This window comes from Gordonia insulae (assembly GCF_003855095.1).
In the GTDB taxonomy this organism is placed as follows: Bacteria; Actinomycetota; Actinomycetes; order Mycobacteriales; family Mycobacteriaceae; genus Gordonia; species Gordonia insulae.
Genome location: NZ_CP033972.1, coordinates 4,041,950 through 4,065,839, shown reverse-complemented (window position 1 = coordinate 4,065,839; position 23,890 = coordinate 4,041,950). Strand labels below are relative to the sequence as shown.

Annotated in this window: 20 protein-coding genes and 3 pseudogenes; 8 read left to right on the top strand and 15 right to left on the bottom strand. The window is 66.2% G+C overall.

The annotated features are described in order from the left end of the window. Positions 1–9: 9 nt before the first annotated feature. From D7316_RS18435 to D7316_RS18425, 3 genes are all read right to left on the bottom strand, one after another. On the bottom strand, positions 10–1,305 hold the full coding sequence (locus D7316_RS18435) for a lipase family protein (RefSeq protein ID WP_124709548.1): 1,296 nt from the start codon (positions 1,303–1,305) through the stop codon (positions 10–12). Between the two features lie 76 nt (positions 1,306–1,381). Then, complete coding sequence (locus D7316_RS18430) at positions 1,382–1,813, bottom strand: MFS transporter (protein ID WP_124709547.1); 432 nt, start codon at positions 1,811–1,813, stop codon at positions 1,382–1,384. Beyond that, positions 1,810–2,421, bottom strand: a complete 612-nt coding sequence (locus D7316_RS18425) for a hypothetical protein (RefSeq protein WP_232016967.1) — start codon at positions 2,419–2,421, stop codon at positions 1,810–1,812. The genes D7316_RS18430 and D7316_RS18425 overlap by 4 nt, the downstream gene beginning before the upstream one ends. A 736-nt stretch (positions 2,422–3,157) precedes the next feature. On the opposite strand from D7316_RS18425, the gene D7316_RS18420 reads away from it, so the two are divergent. Together D7316_RS18420 and D7316_RS18415 are read left to right on the top strand one after the other, a co-directional pair. Further along, positions 3,158–4,033: a hypothetical protein gene (locus tag D7316_RS18420; protein WP_124709545.1), complete on the top strand. Its 876-nt coding sequence runs from the start codon at positions 3,158–3,160 to the stop codon at positions 4,031–4,033. A gap of 203 nt (positions 4,034–4,236) precedes the next feature. Beyond that, positions 4,237–5,478 carry a TY-Chap domain-containing protein gene (locus tag D7316_RS18415; RefSeq protein ID WP_124709544.1) on the top strand — a complete coding sequence of 414 codons (1,242 nt, stop codon included), beginning with the start codon at positions 4,237–4,239 and terminating at the stop codon, positions 5,476–5,478. Positions 5,479–5,483: 5 nt separating this feature from the next. Here the strand turns inward: D7316_RS18415 and D7316_RS18410 are convergent. From D7316_RS18410 to D7316_RS18400, 3 genes and pseudogenes are all read right to left on the bottom strand, one after another. Beyond that, positions 5,484–6,193: pseudogene (locus tag D7316_RS18410) on the bottom strand (GNAT family N-acetyltransferase). Positions 6,194–6,370: 177 nt separating this feature from the next. Beyond that, positions 6,371–6,691: a nuclear transport factor 2 family protein gene (locus tag D7316_RS18405; RefSeq protein WP_124709543.1), complete on the bottom strand. Its 321-nt coding sequence runs from the start codon at positions 6,689–6,691 to the stop codon at positions 6,371–6,373. A gap of 16 nt (positions 6,692–6,707) precedes the next feature. Further along, a complete protein-coding gene (locus D7316_RS18400) occupies positions 6,708–7,484 on the bottom strand; it encodes an SDR family oxidoreductase (RefSeq protein WP_124709542.1) in 777 nt (258 codons plus the stop codon). Between the two features lie 114 nt (positions 7,485–7,598). Here D7316_RS18400 and D7316_RS18395 point away from each other — a divergent pair. Continuing rightward, a pseudogene (locus D7316_RS18395) lies at positions 7,599–8,548 on the top strand (LysR family transcriptional regulator); the annotation flags it as partial. A gap of 85 nt (positions 8,549–8,633) precedes the next feature. On the opposite strand, the gene D7316_RS18390 reads toward D7316_RS18395, so the two are convergent. Beyond that, positions 8,634–9,821 (bottom strand): low temperature requirement protein A, encoded by a 1,188-nt coding sequence (locus D7316_RS18390; RefSeq protein WP_124709540.1) that lies wholly within the window; start codon positions 9,819–9,821, stop codon positions 8,634–8,636. A 100-nt stretch (positions 9,822–9,921) separates the two neighbouring features. After that, positions 9,922–10,749, bottom strand: a complete 828-nt coding sequence (locus tag D7316_RS18385; protein WP_232016966.1) for a Mesocentin — start codon at positions 10,747–10,749, stop codon at positions 9,922–9,924. Between the two features lie 205 nt (positions 10,750–10,954). Here D7316_RS18385 and D7316_RS18380 point away from each other — a divergent pair, with 205 nt between their 5' ends. From D7316_RS18380 to D7316_RS18360, 5 genes are all read left to right on the top strand, one after another. Continuing rightward, a complete protein-coding gene (locus D7316_RS18380; RefSeq protein WP_124709539.1) occupies positions 10,955–12,685 on the top strand; it encodes a DUF3556 domain-containing protein in 1,731 nt (576 codons plus the stop codon). Between the two features lie 25 nt (positions 12,686–12,710). After that, the gene (locus D7316_RS18375) at positions 12,711–13,601 is read left to right on the top strand and encodes a LysR family transcriptional regulator (RefSeq protein WP_124709538.1); all 891 of its coding nucleotides are present in this window, start codon (positions 12,711–12,713) and stop codon (positions 13,599–13,601) included. After that, a complete protein-coding gene (locus D7316_RS18370; protein WP_124709537.1) occupies positions 13,598–14,503 on the top strand; it encodes a serine hydrolase in 906 nt (301 codons plus the stop codon). Before D7316_RS18375 ends, D7316_RS18370 begins: the two co-directional genes overlap by 4 nt. Positions 14,504–14,603: 100 nt before the next feature. Beyond that, positions 14,604–16,379 carry a penicillin-binding transpeptidase domain-containing protein gene (locus D7316_RS18365; protein WP_124709536.1) on the top strand — a complete coding sequence of 592 codons (1,776 nt, stop codon included), beginning with the start codon at positions 14,604–14,606 and terminating at the stop codon, positions 16,377–16,379. A 41-nt stretch (positions 16,380–16,420) separates the two neighbouring features. Beyond that, positions 16,421–17,386, top strand: a complete 966-nt coding sequence (locus tag D7316_RS18360; protein WP_124709535.1) for a hypothetical protein — start codon at positions 16,421–16,423, stop codon at positions 17,384–17,386. 322 nt (positions 17,387–17,708) lie between these two features. Here D7316_RS18360 and D7316_RS18355 read toward each other — a convergent pair whose 3' ends face one another. From D7316_RS18355 to D7316_RS18325, 7 genes and pseudogenes are all read right to left on the bottom strand, one after another. Continuing rightward, positions 17,709–18,095 carry a VOC family protein gene (locus tag D7316_RS18355; RefSeq protein WP_124709534.1) on the bottom strand — a complete coding sequence of 129 codons (387 nt, stop codon included), beginning with the start codon at positions 18,093–18,095 and terminating at the stop codon, positions 17,709–17,711. A 145-nt stretch (positions 18,096–18,240) separates the two neighbouring features. Beyond that, complete coding sequence (locus D7316_RS18350; RefSeq protein WP_124709533.1) at positions 18,241–19,758, bottom strand: acyl-CoA synthetase; 1,518 nt, start codon at positions 19,756–19,758, stop codon at positions 18,241–18,243. Positions 19,759–19,793: 35 nt separating this feature from the next. Further along, on the bottom strand, positions 19,794–20,948 hold the full coding sequence (locus D7316_RS18345; protein WP_124709532.1) for an acyl-CoA dehydrogenase family protein: 1,155 nt from the start codon (positions 20,946–20,948) through the stop codon (positions 19,794–19,796). Between the two features lie 10 nt (positions 20,949–20,958). Beyond that, positions 20,959–21,786 (bottom strand): annotated as a pseudogene (locus tag D7316_RS18340) (SDR family NAD(P)-dependent oxidoreductase). A gap of 42 nt (positions 21,787–21,828) precedes the next feature. Then, on the bottom strand, positions 21,829–22,239 hold the full coding sequence (locus tag D7316_RS18335; RefSeq protein ID WP_124709531.1) for a MaoC/PaaZ C-terminal domain-containing protein: 411 nt from the start codon (positions 22,237–22,239) through the stop codon (positions 21,829–21,831). Beyond that, entirely contained in the window at positions 22,236–22,700 is a 465-nt protein-coding gene (locus D7316_RS18330) for a MaoC family dehydratase N-terminal domain-containing protein (RefSeq protein ID WP_124709530.1), read from the bottom strand. Before D7316_RS18330 ends, D7316_RS18335 begins: the two co-directional genes overlap by 4 nt. Beyond that, a complete protein-coding gene (locus D7316_RS18325; protein WP_124709529.1) occupies positions 22,697–23,890 on the bottom strand; it encodes a lipid-transfer protein in 1,194 nt (397 codons plus the stop codon). The genes D7316_RS18330 and D7316_RS18325 overlap by 4 nt, the downstream gene beginning before the upstream one ends.

Genomic DNA, 23,890 nt, shown 5'->3' with positions numbered 1-23,890 from the left:
TACATCTGTTCAGGCTGCTGACGCGTCGTCACCGTCGTCGACAGCCATCCCGCTCGACGTCCGTCCGGCGACCAGTCGTTTCGGCCATCGCGGCGCGCGCTGGCCGGCGACCGCCGTCACCGTCCGATTCCGGTGCGGACGGCCCTCGAGCCGGTGCGCCAGCCACGACACCGCGAGCGGTCCGGACAACGGCAGCAACGAATAGTGTTCGCTGAGCTGATCACGCACGTAGGTCACCGCGGCACCCTGATCGCGGTAGCGGTCGACCTGGCCGTCGATGTCGTCAACGCTGATCACCTCATCGTGCACAGCCTGCACCACCAGCAGCGGGATCGTCGGCGCGTGCGTGCCGAGTTGCAGGTCGTTCATCATCTCGACGATCTCGGGTCGCGCGAGGACGTCGGCGAGCGGGATGTCGAGGTAGTCGTCGATGTCGTGACTCTTGAAGCGGCGCAACGCATCCAGTGTGGGCATCGCGGCGATCTCCGCGAGATGGCGGCGCCCACTGTCGGTGGCGTGGTCGACGATCACACGGTCCAACTCGGGATAGACCCGCCGAAGTCCTTCGATGGCCATCACCGGCAGTCCGGCGTGGAATCCGCCGTTCAGCCGCATCAGTGCCGACGCCATGTCGCCGACCGGGGAGCCGAGGACCGCGCCGATGATGTTGAGTTCCGGCGCGTACTCCGCTGCCATCTCCGCGGCCCACGATGTCGCCATCCCGCCGCCCGAGTAACCCCAGAGGCCGATCGGCGTCTCGGCGGACAGTTCATGATCGTCGACGGCCAGGGCGGCGCGGATGCCGTCGAGGGTGCGGTAGCCGGGTTCGCGCGGGGCACCCCAGGCGCCGAGCATGCCCTCATGGTCCGGGATGGACACGGCCCAGCCTTTCGCCAGGGCGCGACGAACCACCAGGAACTCGAACGGCGCGATCGTCTTCGACGAGTCGGCGCCCTTACGCAACGCATACGACGGGAAACACTGCGAGGTCACGGCGTCGATCGCGCACTGGAACGACAGCAGCTGGAACTCGCCGTCACGCGCACGCTTGCGCGGCAGGACGACGGTGGTGGCGGCCACGCCGGGGGTGTCGTTGAGATCCGTCGACCGGTACAGCAGCTGGCGGGCCGCGCTGCGATGGTGCGAAGCCCAATAGTCCTTGAGCTCGACCTGCCGGGATCGGATGATCTCACCGGGGCGCATGCCGTCGAGGTCGGCTGGCGCGTCGTAGAACGGGTCCTGGGTAGGGAGTGGTAGCGGATCGGTACCTGTCTGTGCGGATACCTCATCGACATACGTGGCCATGGTCACCTCCCGGCCTCCCGCGTGACGCATCTCCATTGATGCCGTGCACAACCGAAGGCATTGCTTGCGTAGAGGTTCAACGCTCGCGAGGTGGCGAGGATTCCTCGCCGGGTGACGAGTCCCTGAGGTTGCTCACCGCCACGATGACCACCGCCATCAACGCCGACATCGCGAGCAGAAAGCCCGATCCGCCGGAGCTGTCGTCGAGGATCGTCACGGCCGCGATCGCCGCGAGCACCGACGCGCCGATCATCGCCAGCGACACCCGCCGGACCAACCACCAGCGCAGCGGCGACTGCGCGGCGATCAGGATGATCGCGAGATAGCCGATCGTGTTCACCGCCCCGATCAGCGCGGCGAACACCGGATTGTGTGGCACACCCGCGATCACCGGCAGCATCGACAGCGCGAGGGTCGAGACCGCACCGGCCAGGGCGAGCACGATCACGAGAACACGCTCGCGGCCGTCCTTGTCGCCCAAACTGTTGCGCGGCGGCTCGTCGGTCATCGCTGCGTCCGCAAGTGCGGCGCCGGCTCACCCGGGTGCTGCTGACCGAACGCCCATACCTGCGCCACAAATGAGAGGTAGACCTCGACGTCGTTCAGTGCGAAGTTGTCGATGCTCGCTTGCCCACCGTAAAACGCCGGGACCGTCGCGCCCGCACACTGAGTGAGGGTCAGCCTGTCAACGTCCTTCGCGTTGCGCCAGTCGTCGAACAGGTCCGGCCTCAGGGACTGCTCGACAATCGGCAGTGACAGGGCAGCCTCGAAGGTATCGACGGCCAGGCCCCACGGACTCACCGACATGTCGAACGGGTCCAGGGTGACGATGGTGCCCGGCCGCCCGTCGTCGACAAGGTTTCCGTCGATGTCGATGTTGCGACTGATCGCGAATTGGGTAGCGCGCCAGTCGAAGGCGAATACCTCCGCGCGCACCCCTCGCGGGCCGAACGCCATGTCGACGAATTCCTGCGCGACCGTTCCGGTGTGGTCGTCATGAAATCGGAGCAGTCCGCTGTTACCCGAGGCTCCGCACAGTCCACGGTCGGCGAAGTAGCCGCCGACGAGATCTGGCTGCCACAGCCCGTGCGAGAGGCGTTCAAAGGACCAGTTCACGATGTCACCCTAGTGCGCGGTGCAGGTTTCCGACCCACTGCACTCATTCGGTGGGGCTACTGCGCGCATGCGAACGCCACTTCTATGTGGGGGCGAGCGGCTGATCGATGATCGGAGGGTCTGCCCGATCGGCACTTCGGGTCCGAGTCGCGATCCCGTGCGGGGTGCATATGGGCTCAACCCACGATGACCACTTCGTCAGGAGGTGTCACATGCCAGGACTCGTACCCCCGATCCATCCGGAATCAGATGGATTCTCCCGCCATTGCTGAACGTCATGTACCAGCCGAAATCATCGGTGTACGTCGCGTCGGCAACGTTGCTGCCCACAATGTCCGGCGGTGCCAGGGCGGCTCGCCGTCCGTGGGTCGATCGTCAGCCGATCACCCCGTTCGAGAACTCAAACGACTCCTCGATCGGCGGGCTTCCCATTGACGTCTAGCAGTTGATTGTGGGAATTATAGTAGCGGACATAACCTTTGGGACAGTCCGGTGTTGGTCCTGGATAGGCAGCGAATCAGCGTCTTTCTGAGCACCAGGTCTCTGCCAAACCCATCCCTCGTCGTTTGCGGGTCCGCTTCACTGTCCAATCATCGGGAACCTGACCGACATCGGCCCGGATTCCGACGACACCCGCGTTCCTCCTGACGTCGGGTTCCCAGCAATTCAGCCAACCTTCAGCATTGGATGCGCACACTCGGACCGAACCAGCCCGCACTGACACCGGAGGTCGGAGATGTCATGGTCTCGTCGAATCGGCGCACCGACCGCGATCTCGGTCGCGGTGCTCGGAGTGCTCGCCGTCCCGGCCGCTGCCCGCGCCACTCCCATTGTGACCGTTCACCACTCCGCCATCCAGCGGCCGATACCGCCGCCACCCGGCGCCCTCGCCGCAGCCTTCGTCGCCAATCAGTTCACCTACTGCTCGCTGATCTGTCCGCACATCCTCGACTTCGTGATCGACGTCCCGGTCGCCGTCGTGCGGGCCCCCGGAGTGTTCACCGTCGCGCAGGCCCGCACCCACTCCGTCGACCGATCCGCCGGCATCGCCTTGGCGTCGGTGACAGCCCCGGCCAACTCAGCGATGAACGGCATCATCGGCAACGACCTGAACCTGGTGCTGCCACGCGCGCAGAACGCGCTGGAGGTGGCCGTCGTCGAGATGCTGCGCGTCGCCGACACCGCGCAGTCGGGCTCTGCACCAGGAGCGGTCAGCAGCGCCTTCGACACCGCGCGCTCCCGCATTCTCGACGCACTCCACGCGCCCGTCGTCATCGACCCTCCGCAACTCGCGACGCCGACCACCCCCGCGCAAGCAGCTGCTCTCGACGCCATCGACGTGGGCTCGGCCGTGCTGTTCCGGGCGCCGGAGATGCTCATGGTCGGCGCGACGTCTGCAGCAGATGACGCCGCCGACGAGCTCGCGACCACCGGGAACGTCGCCCGCGCGCGGGATACGGGGGCCGCGAGCTTCAGCAACGTCATCGAGCAGGCGAACGGGGTGATCCACCACGCGATCGCGAATCGCCATCGGCCGGTGCCGACCCGCGCGCAGACCGGGTCCAAGTACTCGCCGACCGGGTCCGGGTTGGGCACGCTCGACCAAGAGTAGGACACGGTCGTCGAGATTCTCGGGGACCGTCGGGTGGCCCGAGATCGCCGCGCATCGACCCGCTGTATTCCACAGGTGGACGGCACTTGTGGACAACTCCGACGACACCGTCGTGATGTCTCCGCAGATGCCTAAGGTTCGTGCTGTGGCGTCGTCGACCGCGATCGACACCACGACCTGTCGGTCGGAGAATCGGAGTTGTCATGTCCAGCAATCTGTTCGAACCCTCATCCGATGGCTCCTGGGAGGGGTATGCGGCGCGGTTGGCCGGCCGATTGACGAGATTGCAGCGCAACGAGTTCGTCGAGATCGCCCGGACCGACACCGGGACGTTCCGCTCCCTGATGGAGTTCCGGGTCACCGGGTCCGGTCGTGTTCGGTGCAGCATCGGCGGACAGGCGTTCCCGATCGCCGACGTCGCGACGATTCGGGAGCGCAGGGAGGCCCTCGAGGAGTTGGGCTGGCGATATCTGCCGCGCAAGTGGGTCTATGTCCGCGACGTCGGCCGCAGTGCGCTGGACGATCTCACCGCTCTGGTCACTCGGACCCTGCGTGAGACCTGCGGGATCTCCCAGCCGTCACAGCTGACCACTCACGATCCGTTCCTACCTGCCGACGAGCCGCCCGTCGACGTCCCGAACGAGCGCCCGCCGCGCCCGCTGGCGGCGGTGACCGGTGTGAACGCGCCGACCGACGCCGAGTCGGACAACGAACCGCCGACCACCGAGATCGGGATCATTCCGTGCTGTGCCGACGGCCTTCTGGATCTCGCGTACACGGTGGTGTCGACAGACTTGCAGCGAGACGTCGCCGTCGTAGACGGATTGATCGAGTTGCCGCACATCGATTTTGCGCCATCTCGAATCTTTGTGACAGACGAGGGCTTGAAGCTCGTCTTCACGACGACGTTGACTCACCGACTGATCGACCCCGCACTGCTCGGCCGGTTCATCATCGAGCATTCGGCCGTCTGGCAAGACATCTCCTTCACCGTGAATCATGATCACGTCTACGCGCAGCGCGTCGTCGACTGCGCGGTGTTCCATCCGCGGATCGTGTCGTCGGCGCTCACCGACTGGCGACACTTCCTGAACGAGGCGGGTCCATCGATGATCCGTCAACTCAATCCCGGTCCCCCGGGCTCGCACGACTGCAACCACAACGGTCTGCCCGTCGGATTACAGACCTTGGTGGAGATGCATCTGGCCGACCCGCTCACCCCGGACCGGATCGTCCATCTGACCAACGGCAAAGTCGAGCGGCTGCGTGAGTACCTGGCGGCTGCCGAGACGACCGCTGCGGACTGGCATGCGTCGGCCTCGACCGACAGACCCGGTCAGCCCGACGACGAGATCGAGCTGTACGACAACATGTTCCGACTCTTCGACGCCATGAGTGGGCTACTTCGACAGGCGATCGAACTGGCGAGCCGCTCGGAGAGCTGAGCGGGTCAGCCCGGCACGCGGACGGCGGCGAAGGTGACCTGCCGCCGAAGACGGAACCCGAGCGAGACGTAGAGCTCGATCGCGTGCGTGTTGTCGGCGGCTGCGTGCATGAACGGCACCTCTCCGCGCTCCCGGATACCGTGCGCAAGAGCGAGAACCAGCCTCGTGGCGAGTCCCTGCCCACGGTACGCGGGATCGGTGCAGACGGCACTGATCTCCGTCCATCCCGGCGGGTGCATCCGCTCGCCGACCATGGCGACGAGCTTTCCGTCGCAGCGATGTCCGAGGTAGGTGCCGAGTTCGATGGTGCGTCGGCGGAAGGGCCCTGGTTGGGTGCGTGCGACCAGATCCAGCATCTCGGGAACGTCGTCCGCGGTGAGGATGACCGCGTCAGGGTCGGGGGCGGCCGGCACACCGTCGTCGACCAACTGCACTCCGGGATGTCCATCACGACCTCCCAATCATCGGGCGGCTGCACCGAGATGGCCGCGAGCGGGACGACGCCTCCGGCGCCGACGAGCGCGGCGACGTCCTCCCAGACCTGAGCAGACGCATGCTCGGGGATGGTGAGGAACGGCGACATGTCCGACGGATAACGCAACACGTCACCACGGCGCTCGGCCAAATGGGCCTGCGGACCGGTGAGCGCGGCGTACGCCGGGTTGTCGAGGACGCGCTCATCCGAGCGGCTGCCACAGTGGTCGTCGACGGTCATCCCTCGATTGTGCCGTCAGCGGTGTGAGGGCTCGACGGCGAACCCGATGGGCCCGACGCGCGCAAGGTGCTCTGCTGCGGTGGCGGAATCGTCCCCCAACGAGCACCGCCGGAATGGTCCCTCGGTACGACGTCAGGGGGACGATTGGCCGGTTCGTGTGCGCCCACCGGTCAGCCGTCACTCCCGGATCGTCATCCCGCTCACCTGATCCCCACGAACACCGAACGTGAACGTCGACGGACCGTTGAATCCGTTCCCGCCGACGGTGGCGATCACGGTGACAGCGCCGCCCTCGCCAGTCACCTGCGTGGGCGCCAATGTGGCTTGTTTGCCGATCAACTCGTTGTCACTCCACCCCTTGATCGCGTCGCCGCCGGTGAAGACGCGTCCCCAGTCGTCGACGAACCCGTCCTCGGTGAACGATGCGAGGAAGGCGTGGGTGTCGCCGGCATTGACGGCGTCGAGGAGGCGCTGGACGGGAGTGGGTGTCTCGCTCATCGTGAGGTCCTTTCGGTCAGCGGGTGGTGTATCCGCCATTGGCGAGCAGGGTCTGCCCGGTGATCCACCGTCCGTCGGTGCACAGGAAGGTGACGATCGGCGCGATGTCCTCGATCTTCGTGAGCCGGTTACCCATGGCTTGCGACTTGTGGAACTCGACCCGCTCCGGGGTCTCCTGAGGATAGAAGAACGGGGTGTCCATCGGGCCTGGTCCGATGGCGTTGACCGTGATGTCTCGGTCGGCGAACTCCTTGGAGGCGGCGCGGTTGAAGTGTTCGACGGGGCTCTTGCCGCCGGCGTAGGTGGAGTAGCCGTCGGTGTAGGCGGCGAGCAAGCTGGTGACGAGGGTGATGATCGTTCCGCCGTCCTCGAGATGCTTGCCCGCCTCCTTGATGAAGAAGTAGGCGGCCTTGGAGTTGATGGCGAACATCGAGTCGTACTCGTCTTCGGTGGTCTCCACGATGGGCTTGCGGAGCACCTTGCCGACGGTGTTCACCGCGATGTCGATCCCGCCGAACTCCCTAGCTGCGGAATCGAAGAGGTCGGTCACCGCCGCGGCGGTGGTCAGATCGGCCTGATAGGAGGCGGCTTCGACGCCGAAGCCCTTGAGTTCGGCGACGGTGTCGTCGGCAGCGGACTTGGTGGCGTCGCTGTTGTAGTGGACGAATACGTTGGCGCCACGTCCGGCCAGGTCGAGGCTGACGAGTCGTCCGAGGTTCTTGGCCCCGCCGGCAACGAGCGCGGCCTTGCCGTCGAGTCGAGTCTGGGTTGCGTTCTGCTCGTTCGTGGTCATGACTCCAGTCTTCGAGCACTACTCACAAACGTCAATCGACTATGTATGGTGTTAGCACAAGTTGCGCTTGTTCATCGACGTGTCGTTGCGAGATGTGTGGTTGCGAGGAGAGGCATGACCGACGCGGACCCATCGATCCTCGACACCCGACGGTTGCACCAGTTCGTGGTGGCGGTGGAGTCGGGCACGCTGTCTGCTGCGGCGCAGCGGCTGTTCCTCACCCAGCAGGCGTTGTCGGCGTCGATCCGCCAGCTCGAACGCGACATCGGCGTCTCGATCTTCGACCGGAGTCGTCGCAAGTTGCATCTCACCGAGGCGGGAGGCGCCCTTTACGCGGGCGCCAAGTCGTTGCTCGCCGGCAACGCCGCGCTGATCGGCACCGTGCGAGAGGTCGCGCAGGGTGCACCCAAACCCTTCGTCGTCGGCCACTCCCCCGCCATCTCCGGCGAGGAGGTCTATCGGCTGCTGACACCCGCCATCGCCGCCCACCCGGATCAGCCGATCACCGCACGGCAGGTCTTTCCCGGACAGCTGCGGGAGTTGTTGTTCGCCAACGAGATCGACGTGGCGTTGCGTCGTGGGGTCGATTCACCACCAAACCTCGCGTCGGCGGTGTTCACCTACCACGAGTTGCGCATCGCAGTCGTCGCCGATCATCCACTCGCCGGGAAGGACTCGGTGACCGCCGCCGATCTCGCCGACACCCCGATCGTCGTCTGGGCACTAGAGCGACGATCGTTCTACACCGATTTCCTCGTGTCGTATTGTCGGCGCAAGGGTTTCGAGCCGACGTTGATCGTGAACCCGATCCAGGGCACACCGCCGTTCACCGCGGTCCAGCGCTACCCGCACGCGTGCGCTTTCGTGACAGACCCGGCCGGCGACATCCAGGGGGGCGCCGTCAAGGCCATCGATTTCGTCGACCCACCATTGGCGCCGGTGCAGGCGATGTGGTTGCCGCACACACACTCCGACGTGCGGTCGGCGTTGATCGCGGGCGACGGCGATCCACGCGTGTGACGCAGCGTCCGGCTCACCGCGACGGGATGCCACCGCTCCGAGCCGGCTCCACCATACCCGTCGACTCCGGCGAACCCCACCCCCACGGCGGGTCCGGGATGTCGCGGCGCAGGGCCCACCTACCCGAGGCTATAAATCGTTGCGATCCAAAGGCGTTGTCGGGTTGCTGTCCGGAAGCGGCGGACGCACCACGAGGACAACGACGATGGCGATCAGGAACACCGCGGTCAGCGCGAACGGGATGGGGATCACAGGATCGAGCAGCACGAGCAGCGCACCGATCGGGACGACGATGTTGAGGACGCGATCGGCGTTGTCGCGGATGGCAATCCACCAGATCCCGAGGATGAACACAGCGATCGGGATGGTCACGGTGAACGATGCCTGCGTCTCGGTCAGTTCGCCCTGGTGGGTGAGGGCGTCGATCTCGACCTCGATTCCCGCGGAGAATGCTCCCGCCGCGGCGAAGACGAAGTAGTGGACATATCCGTAGCGAAGGGATTGGCCGAGTGAGCCGATCGCCCGATGGTGCGGCGGCCAGAAGTAGATCCACCAGAGTGCGGCCGTGGCGATGAAGGTGAGGATTGCGATCGAGATGAGCGGCGCGAGTTCCTGGTCGCTGTGCAACGCCTCGATGATCGCGTTCGACGACGCGAGAAGACTCTCTCCCAACAGGATGAGGGTGAAGAGTCCGTAGCGCTCGGTGATGTGGTGGGGATGCCACGGGGTGGTGCCACATTGCTCGGATATCACGGGCACGGCAAGCTCGGCCGCAATCAAGACGATCAGTCCGATCGTGGAGACGACCCCCGCGGGAATGAGGAGCCACAGCAACCAGAGCACTTGCACACCCGCGATGCCGGCTGCATAGAACTGCGTGGTCCGTCGTAGTTCACCGGCCGCACGCGACGCTCTGAGCCATTGCGCGACCATCGCGACGCGCATGACGACGTAGCCGTAGACCAGCAGATTGAAATCCCGGTCGACGAAGGCCGGCTCGACGCCCGCCGCCAGCACGAGGACCCCGGCCATCTGCACGAATGTCAGAACCCGGTAGAGCCAGTCATCACTGCCGAATGACGTGGCGAACCAGGTGAAGTTCATCCACGCCCACCAGATTCCGAAGAAGACGATCGCATATGACGTGAGTCCGTCAACGATGTGGTTCTCGGTCAGCGCGTGATGCAGTTGGACGGCCGCGATGCTGACGGCGACCACGAAGACGAGGTCGAAGAACAGCTCCAAGGTGCTCGCGGTGCGGCCGGGTTCCTCGGGGTTGCGCGGGCGCATGGCTGTCAGGTGAGGACCTGTGGTCATCGCTCCGGTTCCTGATCAGTGCGAGTGGTTGATGAAGCGAATCATGCCATCGGCCGGCGACGTCCCGCTCTGCACGTCGCCGGCCGACACGCACGTGCGCTCAGTTGCCGCCGTCACCGCCGTCGGGTGCGTCAGTCGTTGCCGGGGCGTCGTCGGGAGCGGGCGCGTTCTCGGTCGCGGGAGAGTCGTCGCCGGCGCCGTGGTTGGGGTTGGTGCAGATCGAACCCTCGCACGGCACATAGCGGTTGGCGCCATCGGGACTCTGGATCGCGTTCGGGGCGACATAGGTGCCCTGCGGGCACGACGGATCCTGGTTCTGGGCGCAGTAGGCCTGCGTCACGTTGTTGCCGGTCGATCCGTCGGCGCCCTGCGGGCCGCCGTTGACCGGCTTGCCGTCGGCATCCCAGGCGCCGGTGCCCTCGCCGCCACCATGATTGGGATTCGTGCAGACCGTGCCCTCGCACTTCACATAGGAGTGGCTGCCGTCAGGATTCTTGACCGCATTTGCTGCCACGTAACTGCCCTTGGGGCAGGCGGGATCCTGATTGCGGGCGCAATACTCCTGGGTCTTGTTGTTGCCGGTCGACCCGTCCGCGCCGGTGGGACCACCGTTGACCGGATTGCCGTTGGCATCCCACGATCCGCTCTTCGCATGCGCGGCGACGTGCGCGCCCAGATAGCTTCCGGTCGGGCACTTCGCATCCTTGTTGTGGGCGCAGTAGTCCTTGGTCAGGTTCGACCCGGTCGACCCATCCGAACCCGCCGGACCACCGTTGACCGGTTTGCCTTCCGCGTCCCAAGAACCGCCGGCGCTCTGCACGCTCGCCGATGTCGTCGAGGACTCCGCAGAGTCGCTCGACCCGGAACAGCCCGCCACGATCAGACACAGGGCGAACAGAGCGGCGATTGCCGCGAACACACGTTTCACCTCAACACCTCCGGAGTACCGCCAATGGCGGGTTCACGACAGCAATGTCGCCGTCCGGGATATCCAAGCACGGATGAAGCGGGTATTTGCGACGGTCAACCGCATTTTGTCGGCTCACACAGACTGGTTGTGGACCACCGGCATCGGGTCCTGCGCGACGCCGAACCCCTACCAAGCACTAGCTTGGTTTGCTAGCTTCGCAACGGTGGGATTCCTGAAGCAGAACACGCCGGAGATCGACTTCCCGACCTGGAGTCAGGGCACGCGGGCGGAGAAGATCCGGCCGATGGCCCGGCACTGGGCCGAGGTGGGTTTCGGGACACCGGTCGCGCTGCACCTGTTCTACGTCGGCAAGATCCTGCTGTACATCCTGCTCGCGTGGATCATCGTGATCGCCACGCCCGGCATCGACGGCTTCTTCGACGTCACCTCCTGGTACAACGAGCCGATCGTCTTCCAGAAGGTCGTGCTCTACACGATGCTGTTCGAGGTCGTCGGACTCGGCTGCGGGTTCGGGCCGCTGAACAACCGGTTCTTCCCACCACTCGGCTCGATCCTCTACTGGCTGCGACCCAAGACGATTCGCCAACCACCCTGGCCGCGCATCCCCCTCACCGCCGGCGACACCCGACAACCGTTCGACGCGCTGCTCTACGCGGCGTTCCTCGTCATGATCCTGGTCGCCCTGTTCAGTTCCGGAACCGGTGCGATCCCCGCCCTCGACACCACCGTCGGTCTCCTGCCGACGTGGAAGATCTGGACGATCCTCGCGCTCCTCGCCGTACTCGCGTTGCGCGACAAGACGATTTTCCTGGCGGCCCGGGGCGAGGTCTACGGCGCGCTCACGGTGACGTTCCTGTTCGCCGGCGTCGACATGATCATCGGCGCCAAGTTGATCTTCCTGTGCATCTGGGTCGGTGCGGCGACGTCGAAACTGAACAAGCACTTCCCCTTCGTCATCGCCACGATGATGTCGAACAACCCGATCTGGCGCTCACCGGCCGTCAAGCGGAAGTTCTTCGAGCACTTCCCCGATGACCTCCGACCCGGTCGGCGGTCGAGGTGGATCGCACACTTCTCGACCGTCATCGAGATGTGTGTGCCCATCGTGCTGTTCTTCTCCGGCGGCGGTTGGCTGACGGCCGTCGCCGCGACCATCATGCTCATCTTCCACTTCGGCATCCTGTCGTCGATCCCGATGGGTGTGCCGCTGGAATGGAATGTCTTCATGATGTTCGGCGTGCTCGCGGTGTTCGTCGGTCATGCCGACATCGGGCTCGGCGACCTGACGTCCCCCTGGCCGGTGCTGTTGTTCGTGGTGTCCGCCGGAACGGTCGTCATCGGAAACCTGATGCCGCGCAAGGTGTCCTTCCTGCCCGGGATGCGGTACTACGCAGGCAATTGGGACACCGGACTCTGGTGCATCAAGCCGTCGGCGTCGGCGAAGATCGAGAACGGTATCGTCGCGATCGCGTCGATGCCCGCAGCACAACTCGAACGGTTCTACGGCAGCCCCGAGGCGGCGCAGATCCCGCTGTACATGGGATATGCGTTCCGCTCGTTCAACAGTCACGGTCGGGCGCTGTTCACGTTGGCGCATCGGGCGATGACGCCGTTCGACGAGAGCGGCTACGTGCTCACCGACGGGGAGCGGATCTGCAGCACAGCGATGGGATGGAACTTCGGCGACGGCCACCTCTCCAACGAGCAACTCATCGAGTCGCTGCAACGCCGGTGCCGGTTCGAGCCCGGTGAGGTGCGGATCGTCCTGCTCGATGCCCAGCCGATCCATCGACAGACCCAGGAGTATCGGTTGGTCGATCCCGCCGTCGGCGAGTTCGAGCGCGGCTACGTGAATGTCGCGGATCTCGTCACGAGGCAGCCATGGGATGACCAGGTGCCGGTCACGGTGACGTGGCGGGCGGAGAATTCTTGACCACCGGTCGTGCCATGCTGACCTCGTGGATCTCGTCAGGCACCTGAATTTCTTTGTCGCTGTCGCCGAAGAGGGACATTTCGGCGATGCGGCTGCGCGGCTCGAGATGACGCAGCCGCCGGTCTCGCAAGGCTTGCGCAGGCTGGAGAAGGAACTCGGGGTGGCATTGATCCGCCGCACCTCGCGTGGCGCGGATCTGACGCCGGCCGGGCGCGAACTCCTCCCGCGCGCCCGACTTCTGGTCGACGACGCCCGGCGCCTCACGGCCGAGGCACGTCGCCTGGCAGACCGCGCCGACGTCCTGCGTTGGGGCGCTGTTCCGCAGTTGGGCGCCGCGCTCACCGCGGTGTGCGCGGCGCAGGTCGCCGCAACGGCCACCGATCAGGACATGGTCACCGAACCCGCATCCGGGCTGGTGGCCCAGGTGATCGCGGGGAGCCTTGACGTCGCCGTCATCGATCATCCCTGCGTCACGGGCACGTTGACGGCCGGTACGGTGGTCCGCCTGCCACGGTGGGTGGTGGTCCCCGCCGACCACGCCGCCGCCTCCGCTGCCCGGCCGCGCCTTCGTCAGCTGGCCGATCTGTCACTGTGCCTGCCGCCGCGGGCGTGGAATCCGCCGGCCCACGATCAGCTGCTCGACGGACTCCGCGAACACGGACTCGACTCGGCTGCCCGGCCCATCGCCTCCGACACGGAACTGGTCGCGGCAGTGACCGGCGGTTCCGCGTTCGGGCTGACCGCGCATCGGGAACTGTTCGCGGCTGTGGCATCCGTTCGCTGTGTCACCATGTCCGACGATGTCACCGCGTTGCGGCTCAAGGTGATTCACCGGAGCCCGGACCATGCCGCGCTCACCGGCGAACTCACGTCGGCCCTGCGAAGTCACGTCGCCGGTAGTGGGTACGCGGGATGAACCGGACGATTCATGATCGCCTGACCCGCGAGGTGACGGCCATCCTGGCCGACGCCGGCTGCGCGGGTTGGGTGCACGCGGAGTCGCTGGGCCGCCCCGATCACGCGTTCGGCGCGGGCGCGGACGCCCCTGTCGTCCTCGCCTCGGTGTACAAATTGCCGCTGATGATCTCGCTGTGCCGCATGTCGGATCGCGGTGAGCTCGACATGTCGGAGCAGGTCGAGGTCGCCCCGGACGAGTGGTCGTCGGGAGCCACCGGCCTGGCGCTGCTGCACGACCCGGTGCGGATGAGCTGGCGGGATCTGGCGACATCGATGATGACCGTGTCGGACAACGTGGCCGCCGACGTCATCCTCACCCGCGTGGGACTCGACACGGTTCTCGCCGACCTCGCCGACCTCCGCCTCGCGCACACCCGCATCGTGGGCGGCATGCGGGAGCTCCACGCGCGCCTGCAGAGTGAGACGGGGACCAGCACGGTCGCCGAAGCCTTTGCCGCGCTGTCTGATCCGGATGTCGACGCCGACGTGTCGGCGTACGACGCCGCCTACTCGAGTGCGTCGACACCACGAGACTGCACCTCACTGCTCGCGGCACTGTGGCGAGATGACGTGGCGGTGCCCGAGACGTGCGACTTCATCCGCGCGACGATGCGCGCGCAGGTGTTGCGCTCCCGACTCGCATCCGGGTTCCCGTTCCGCCACGTCGCCGTGGCCGGCAAGACAGGCACGCTGGCCGCAATCCGCAACGAGATCGGCGTCGTCGAGTTCCCCGGCGAGCATCCCGTCGCGATCGCGGTGTTCACCAAGAGCGCGCGGTCCGATCCGTCACTGCCCGAGGTGGATCGGGCCATCGGCCGAGTGGCGCGCGCGGTCGTCACCGAGTTGCGCCTGCCGACATAGCCATTCACACCGCGCCTCACCTGCGGTGATAGCAAAACGCTATGTGCCGCGGGCATGTCGCGACCTTGTTCCCGCAGTTGTCAGACGGTTGGCTGCAGACATGAGTCGTTGGGTGGGACTGGTGGTGGTGTGTGTCGTGGTGCTGGGTGCGGCGACGGGGTGCTTCCTGCGGTCGGATTCGCCGGACGACGTGGTGACCGGGTTCGCCGACGCGCTCTCGCGCGGTGACGTCGCGGCCGCGGCGGGCCTCACCACCGATTCCCGCGCCGCACGTCCGGCGATCCAGTCCATGCTCGACGGGATGGGCGAGCACGCGCGGCTGACCGCGTCCGGCAGCATGATCGACGACAAGAAGGTCACCGGCACCATCGACTACGGTTGGACGATCCGCGACGACCGGACGGTGCGATACCAGTCGACTGCGGCACTGGAGAAGCAGGACTCGGCGTGGCTCATCCGGTGGCAGCCCGATGTCCTGCATCCATCCCTGCGCAACGGGCAGACCTTCTCGTACAGCGACGACATGGACTATCGGACCCCGGTCCTCGACCGGAACGGCCGGCCACTCATGACCTGGCAGCCCGTGTCACTGATCGGGCTGCACCGAGACCACGTCGATTCCGCCGACCGCGTCGCCGCCGTACTCCGCACAGTCGAGCCCGGCATGACCGGCGCCGGGATCCGTCGTCAGTTCGCCGCGTCGACCGACGCCGTGCAGACCGTGATCCGCTTGCGCTCGCGCGACCTCGCTGCCGTCGAAAGGTCACTCAAAGCCATTGACGGAGTGACCATCTCCGACCAGGGAGCCCTGCTGAGCGCCACCCGAGCGCTGCATTCGCCTGCGATGGCGGGCCTCGAGGACGTGTGGCGTGAGACGATCACGCGAACCGCGGGCTGGTCGGTCAGTCTCGTCGATGCAGACGGTACACCGACAGACCTGCTGAAACAGGTTTCGCCGCAACCGACTCCGCCCGTCCGCACGGGGCTCGACCGGGACATCCAGACCCGGGCGCAACGTGCCGTCGATGCCGAACGCCGACCGGCGGTGCTGGTGGCGATCGCACCCTCGACGGGCGCGATCGTGGCCGTCGCCCAGAATCCGGCCGCAGACCGATCCGGGGCGATCGCCCTTTCGGGGCTGTATCCGCCGGGATCGACGTTCAAGACCGTCACCACGGCGGCCGGGCTCGCACGCGGCACCGTTCGCCCCCAGACCGCGCTGCCGTGCCCGGGGCGGGCGACCATCGAGGGCCGCACCATCCCGAACGAGGACGATTTCGACCTCGGCAGCATCCCGCTGTCGTCGGCGTTCGCCCACTCGTGCAACACCACGATGGGCGCCCTGGCGAATCGCCTGCCCGCCGACGCGCTACCGGTGGCGGCTCGAGAACTCGGCATCGGCGTCGACTACGTGATTCCCGGGATCACCACGGTCACGGGTCGTGTGCCCGACGCCGACACCCCTGCCCTCCGGGTGGAGAACGGCATCGGGCAGGGCACCGTGGCGGTCAGTCCTTTCGGCCTGGCCGTCGCCGAGGCGAGTCTCGCGCGCGGCGAGACCGTCACACCACAGCTGATCTCCGGTCAGCGGACCACCTCCGACACGCCGACCGAACGCCTCGCACCCGATGTCGTCGATGATCTGCGTTCCATGATGCGGCAGACGGTGACCTCGGGAACGGCCACGGCGCTGCGCGATGTGCCCGGGTTGGGCGGCAAGACCGGGACCGCCGAGTACGGGGACAACACGAATCCGCACGGATGGTTCGCCGGGATCGTCGGCGACCTCGCGTTCGCGACCCTCGTGGTGGGCGGCGGGTCGTCGGAACCTGCGGTGTCGGTGACCGGTCGGTTTCTGCGGCCGCTGCTGTCGTAGCCCGGGCCTACCATGGGTGTCCCACTCGTGAGGAGCCCGCCATGGCCGTCGCCGTCTCACAACGTGGCCTCGCATTCTCGTTTCCGGAGGTCCACGACAACGCCAACCTGACCATTTCGTTCATCCGCACCCTGCGCGTGCCCGATGACGAGACCACCTACGGGCTGCCCCCGGGGCTCGGCTCCTTCGAGCTGGTCGCAGCGGGGAACTGTCGGAGTGCGCCGGCCCACTGGGATGCCGGTCACGTGGTGCTGCCGATGTGGCAGTCCGAGGCGTCATGGATCAACTTCTCCGCCGTCTATCCGTTTCTCGTCCGGATCGGGGTCGGTGGGATCAACGCGGTGACCGGTGAGCCGCTCTCGGCGGACATCGACTTCGCCACCGAGGACTACGTGGAGGTGCCGATCCAACCATGGCTCGACGGATTCCGTACCGACCCGCACACCGTTCGGCAGTTCGTGGCGGTCCCGCTGGGCCAGGGGTACTCGGTGGCCGAGCAGCTCTCCGGTGCTGACGATGGGAGTGTCCGGATCGAGGTGATCCCGCTGCGCGGGGAGATCTGGGATGAGAGGTCACGGATGCGAACAACTTGCGATGAAGTCGCTGGTCCGCCGGGCCTCACCTCTCGGGCCGTGGCGATGGCTCCGGGGATGGGGTTGGGTGCGGGTGGTTCCATCAAGCAATCGATCGCGACGCCGATCGAATCGCGCGACAACTGGCACCCGAGCGCCCACGCGGCGTCGGTGCTGCACATCGTCAATTCCGCTGCGTGGCAAGCACTCACCGGACATGAGCCGCATCATCAGCCGTTGACCATCGCCGAGTACCGGAAGCACGATCACCCCTGGTTCGAGTGGTACGACGACTCGCTCGCCCGTCAGGGGACCTCGCCGCTGACAGAGGTGAAGTCGGTACGGGAGGTCGGCGAGGCGAAGGGCGAGACGCCGCTGCCCGACAACGAATCCTTCACGCCGCCGAAGCCGAAGACCATCGGACCGCGGCCCTGACCCCCGGAACGGACCGCGGCCCCGCCACGACGGCGTCGTCGCGGCGGGGCCGGGTGGGAAGGTGTGTGCGTCCGTCCCGGATCAGATCACTGCCAGACCCAGTTCCAGCGGCGGGTGCGCTGATCGAACTTGCGCACGCGGCGTCGGCGGTGAGGCTGGTTGTTGTTGGTGCGCTGAGTGTTTCGGTTGTTTGTCGGCATCGTAGCCCCTTCGTGTTGGTCCGGCCGGTGTCGGCTCGCTCTGACACCATTGACAATGCCCGGCCAACCTTGCGGTCGGATCGACCGTTGCTGGGAGCTCGCTGCGAGGCGCTGAGCCTCACTCAGCCGTCGAACCCGTGATGCACCGCCTCGACGTTGTTGCCGTCGGGGTCGCGCAGGAACACCCCGTAGTAGGTGGGGTGATACTCGGGCCACACCCGGGGTTCGTGGAGGATCGTCGCGCCCGCGGTGCGGGCCGCCGCGAGCACCGCGTCGACGGCCGCACGACTCGGGGCGGTGAGGGCAAGGTGAATCGGGCGATCCCCCGTGTCGTCGAGTGGACCGACCCAGAGGTGAGGAAAGCCGTCGGCGCCGGAGAGTCCGATCACCGGTCCCCCATCGCGCTCGTAGCGCATGGCCTCGCGCACCCCGAGGGCGGCGAAGACAGTCGTGTAGAACTCGGCGGCGCCGGCGGGATCGGCACACTGCAGCGCGACGTGGTCCAGCATGAGTGCGAACTTACGCGCTCGGCCCGATGGCCGACGCGTGAACGCTCAAGGCGCCTGCGCGACTTGTCGTTCCATCGCGCCCCGACGGCTTCGGGTCCTCCGACGCCATCACCGCCCATCGGCGCCTCCCGCCTGATGGCGCCCGTTACACCGTGGCCTTGCGTAGCTCGCGTTTCAGGATCTTACCGGCGCCCGACATCGGGAACGCCTCCACGATCTCCAGGCTGCGAGGCACCTTGTAGCCGGCGATCTCGGCCTTGCTGTGCTCACGCAGTTCGTCGAGAGACAGTGTGGCACCGGGCTTGAGAGACACCACAGCGTGCACGCGCTCGCCCCACTGATCGTCGGGTACCCCGATCACCGCACACTGCAGAACCGACGGGTGCTTGGCGATGACGTTCTCGACCTCGATCGAGTAGACGTTCTCGCCACCAGAGATGATCATGTCCTTGATCCGGTCGGCGACGAAGACATAGCCGGCATCGTCCATGATGCCGCCATCGCCGGTGTGCATCCAGCCGTCGCGGACTGCGCCTGCGGTCTCGTCCGGCTTCTTCCAGTAGCCGAGCATCACGTGCTCGCCCGACACCACGATCTCTCCGAAATCCCCTCGCGGGACCTCGTTTCCATCGAGGTCGAAGATCTTCACGAGCGACTGTGGTGCCGCTTGGCCTGCGGAACGTCGACGCACCGGATCCCGGTGATCGTCGTCGGTCAGCAGGGTCGCGACCGGTGACAGTTCGGTCATGCCGTACGCCTGCAGGAACCGGGCGGACGGGAAGGCGCTGCGGGCGCGCTCGAGGAGTGCCTCGGAGATCGGCGACGCCCCGTACATCAGAACCTGCAGGCCGGACAGGTCGAAATCCCCCAACCGCGGGTGGTCGACGGTCATCTGGATCATCGTCGGCACCAGAAGGACGTCGGTGACCCCCTGCTCCGCGATCGCTGTCATCGTGGCCACCGGATCAAAGCCCGGGATGATCACGTGCGTGCCGCCGAGCAGCATGTGTCCGATGGTGGAGGCCAGGTCGGCGAGGTGGAACATCGGCGCGACATGCAGCACTCGTCCCCTCGTCGACCACGCGCCGCTGGCCGCCGAGCCCATGGCCGACGCGAAGAGATTCCGATGGCTGAGCATGACGCCCTTCGGAAATCCGGTGGTCCCACCGGTGTAGAAGATCCCGGCCAGCTCGTCGCCGCCGCGCCGCGCGTCCGGAATCGGTTCGGCCCCGGCGATCTGCGCATAGGAGACCATGCCTGCGGGTGTCGCCCCGTCACCGCAGTGGACGACCGTGTCCAGGTCCGGACACTGTGACCGCAGTTCACCGACCAACTCGCTGAACGCGTCGTCGACCACGAGAACGCGCACGTCGGCCTCGACCAGGGAGTAGGCGATCTCCTTGGTGCTCCAGCGCGTGTTCACCGGCACGATGACCGCGTCGGCCCACGCGACGGCCACGATCATGTGCATGTAGCGATCCGAGTTCAGCGACAGGATCGCGACGCGGTCACCCGACTCGACGCCCAGCTCACGTACGCCGCCGGCGAGAGAAGCTACCTGCGAACACATCTCGGCAAAGGTGAACGAGCGATCGCCGCAGATGGTGGCGATGGCGTCGGGTTGTAGTTGGACGTTGCGGTGGAGTGGCTGGGTGAGATACATGGGGGCTCCTCAATCGGGGTCGAGTCCTGGACGAATCACAAGGCGCGCGCGATGAGATCCTTCATGACCTCATTGGAGCCGCCGTAGATCTTCTGTACGCGTGCATCGGCATACATACGCGCTATCGGGTACTCGCGCATGTAGCCGTAGCCACCGAAAAGCTGGACACATCGGTCGATCACCTGGCACTGCTGTTCGGTGAGCCACCATTTCGCCATCGCGGCGGTCGTGCCGTCGAGCTGTCCGTTCAGGTGGCGGTCGATGCAGGAGTCGATGAACACCCGACACGCGTGCGCAAGTGTCTCGCATTCGGCGAGAACGAACTTCGTGTTCTGGAAGTCGAAGATCGTCTGCCCAAAGGCGTTACGCGACTTGGTGTAGGCGACGGTCTCGGCGACCGCCGCTTCCATCGTCGCGACCGCTGTGACACCGATGATCAGTCGTTCCTGTGCGAGCTGCGTCATCAGCTGACCGAATCCGCGACCCTCCTCGCCTCCGAGTAGGTTGCCCGCCGGGACCCGGACGTCCTCGAAGGAGAGTTCGGAGGTGTCGGCGGCCTGCTGGCCCACCTTGTCGAGGATGCGACCACGGGTGAATCCGGGCGCATCCGCGGTTTCCACAACAACCAGCGAGACACCTTTGGCCCCCGCGGACGGGTCGGTCTTGGCGACGACGACGATCAGGTCCGCCTGGGAACCGTTGGAGATGAACGTCTTCGATCCGTTGACGACGCAATGATCCCCGTCGCGGATCGCCGTCGTCTTGATGTTCTTCAGATCCGAACCGGCACCCGGTTCGGTCATCGCCACCGCGGCGATGGTGTCTCCGGACGCCATCCGAGGCAGCCAGCGACGACGTTGCTCCTCGGTGCCGTACGCCAGGATGTAGTGCGCGACGATGCCGCTGTGCACCGCGTTGCCGAATCCGGTGTCCAACGCGCGGGCCTGGGCTTCGAACACTGCGAGGTCGTGGGTGAATGTCCCTCCACCACCGCCGTACTCCTCGGGGATGGAGCAGCAGAGCAGTCCGATGTCCCCGGCCTTGGTCCACACGTCGCGGTCTACGAAGTGCTGCTGTTCGAATCGCTCCCGGTTCGGGATGATCTCGCGGGCGAAGAACTTGTCGGCGAGTTCGCCGAGTGCGGTGGTCTCGTCGTCCCGCCAGGGCGACCGATAGGTGGTGGAGGGCATTCGGGTCGTCCTATCCCTCGTATCCGCCGCCGGTGACCATGATCTGGCCGCTGACGTAGTCCGCCTCGGGATAGGTGAGCATCACGACGGAGCCGGCGGCCTCGTCGGGGGTCCCCGCGCGGCCGAGCGGGATGGTCTGCTTCATCGCCTCCAGGAGATGCGGGTTGACGCCGACCTTGATCTCGCGGCCCTCGATGTCGATGGTCTAGTTGCCGTCGGCGGCGACCTCGGTCAGACGGGTCTCGATGAATCCGAACGCTACCGCGTTGACGTTGACGTTGTACCGACCCCATTCCTTGGCAAGGGTGCGCGTCATACCGACGATCCCGGACTTGGCCGACGAGTAGTTCACCTGACCGGCGTTGCCGTAGAGGCCGGCGATCGAGGAGATGTTGACGACCTTGCGCTGCACCCGAATACCGGATTCCTTCTCCGCCTTGGCCGCCTTGCTGATCACCGGCTGCGCGGCCCGCAAGATGCGGAACGGCGCCTTGAGGTGGACATCGAGGATGGCGTCCCACTGGTCGTCGCCCATCTTCTGGATGACCGTGTCCCAGGTGTAACCGGCGTTGTTGACGACGATGTCGAGGCCACCGAACTCGCCGGTGGCGGTCCCGACGAAGCGGTCGCCGAAGTCGGGGGCGGTGACGTTGCCTGCGCAGATGACGGCGTTGCCGCCGGCCGCGGTGATCTCGTCGACGACCGCCTGCGCGGGGTCGGTGTCGAGGTCGTTGACCACGACGTTGGCACCTTCAGCAGCCAGTTTGAGGGCGATGGAGCGGCCGATGCCGCGTCCCGAACCACTGACGATCGCCGTCTTTCCGTTGAGCTTTCCCATGGTGATGTGTGTTTCCTTCTGTGTGAGTGGAGGTGTCGATGTTCAGTCGAGGGCGACGAGCGCCTCGCCGAGGAGGGTCACGGTGCCGTCGGCGAGGGTGACCTTGAGCTCCAGCGTCGCGATCCGTTCCCCGTTGACGTCGTCGGTCGAGGTGACAGTGGCGGTACAGGTGGGTTGTCCGTGCACGGGGGTGATGGCGGCGAACCGCACCTTGTATGACCGGAGTTGCTGCTGCGGAACGAGATCGGTGAGCAATCGACCGAGATAGGCCATGGACAGCATGCCGTGGGCGAACACGTCGTCGAGGCCCGCGCTCTTCGCGACGTCGAGGTCGACGTGGATCGGGTTGTGATCGCCCGAGGCACCGGCGAACAGCGCGAGGGTGGTCCGCGAGATCGGGTCGACCTCCAAAGCCGGGAGGTCGGCGCCGACGTCCATTGTGGGGGTGGTCATTTCGTATCCTTCCCGGCTCGGTTCTGCACCACGGTGATGCCCCGCAGTACGGCGACGGTCGCGCCGTCCTGGTTGGTCACCGTGGTGTCCTTGACGATGAAGTCGAGGAGTCCGCCCTTCTTGTCGTACATGTCGGCGATGCGACTGGTCGCGGTGAGCTCATCGCCTGCATAGGCCATCTCGTGGTAGTCGAACTGCTGCTCGCCGTGCAGCACGGTCCGCAGATCGACACCGAGGTCCGCCATGAACGCGAAGGGATTCGGCGCCTCGAGCTCGATGCCGAACATGAACGTCGGCGGCACCGGCAGGTCGCGATGGCCGGCCTGCTTCGCCGCATCGACGTCGGTGTAGACGGGATCTCGTTGACCGGTGGCCTCGGCGAAGGCGCGCAGCCGACTGCGGGTGATCAGCAGTGAGACCGGCTCGAACTCCCGACCGATCGCGGTGGTGTCGAGACTCATCGGGCGTCCACCTTCTGGTACAGGGTGACGACGCAGGCGCCACCGAGTCCGAGGTTGTGTTGCAGGGCGAGTTTCACACCGTCGACCTGGCGTGCGTCGGCCTGGCCGCGTAGTTGCCAGACGAGTTCGGCGCACTGCGCGAGTCCGGTGGCACCGAGCGGATGCCCCTTGGACAGCAATCCTCCCGACGGGTTGGTGACCACGCGCCCGCCGTAGGTGTTGTCGCCGTCGCGGATGAACTTCTCCGCCGTGCCGGTGGGGGTGAGTCCGAGGGCCTCGTAGGTGAGGAACTCGTTGGTGGTGAAGCAGTCGTGCAGTTCGACGACGTGGATGTCCTCGGGTCCGATGCCGGCAGCCTCATAGACATTGTTCGCGGCGGCCGCGGCCATGTCGTACCCGATCACCTGGCGCATGTCCCGCGACTCGAAAGTGCTTGCGGTGTCGGTGGTCAGGCTCTGCGCACGGATGATGACATCGGCCTTGATGCCGTGTTTCGTGGCGAACTCGGGCGTACAGATCACCGCGGCGGCCGCGCCGCAGGTGGGCGGGCAGCACTGGAATCGGGTGAGCGGTCCGTAGATCGCCGGCGACTCGAGTACCTGCTCGACGGTCAGCAGGTCACGGAAGACCGCATTCGGGTTGTTGGCCGCATGCTTGCGGGCCTTCACCGAGATCTCCGCGAAGATCGCCGGGTCGACGCCGAACTCGTCGACGTAGGCCTGGCCCGCGCCGCCGAAGAACTGGGCGGCCATCGGCGAGTTCGGGTCGGTGCCCTGCAACTCGTCGCGAAGGCTCTCCTGCCGGGCCATCGGGCTGGGCCGATCGCTGTACACCGAACCCAGCGCGCCCGGCACCATCTGCTCGAAGCCGAGAGCGAGGGCGCAATCGACGACGCCGTTCTCCACCGCCTGCCGTGCGAGCCACAGGGCCGACGACCCGGTGGAGCAGTTGTTGTTGACGTTGACGATCGGGATGCCGGTCAGCCCGAGGCCGTAGAGCGCGGCCTGCCCCGATGTTGAATCGCCGTATACATAGCCGACATAGGCCTGCTGCACGAGCGTGTAGTCGATGCCCGCATCGGCCAGTGCGGCCTTGGCTGCGGTCTCGCCCATCTCGGCGTATGACCCGCTTCGGCCGGGTTTGGTGAACGGGATCATTCCTACGCCCGCGACGTGGACGGTGGTGGTCAT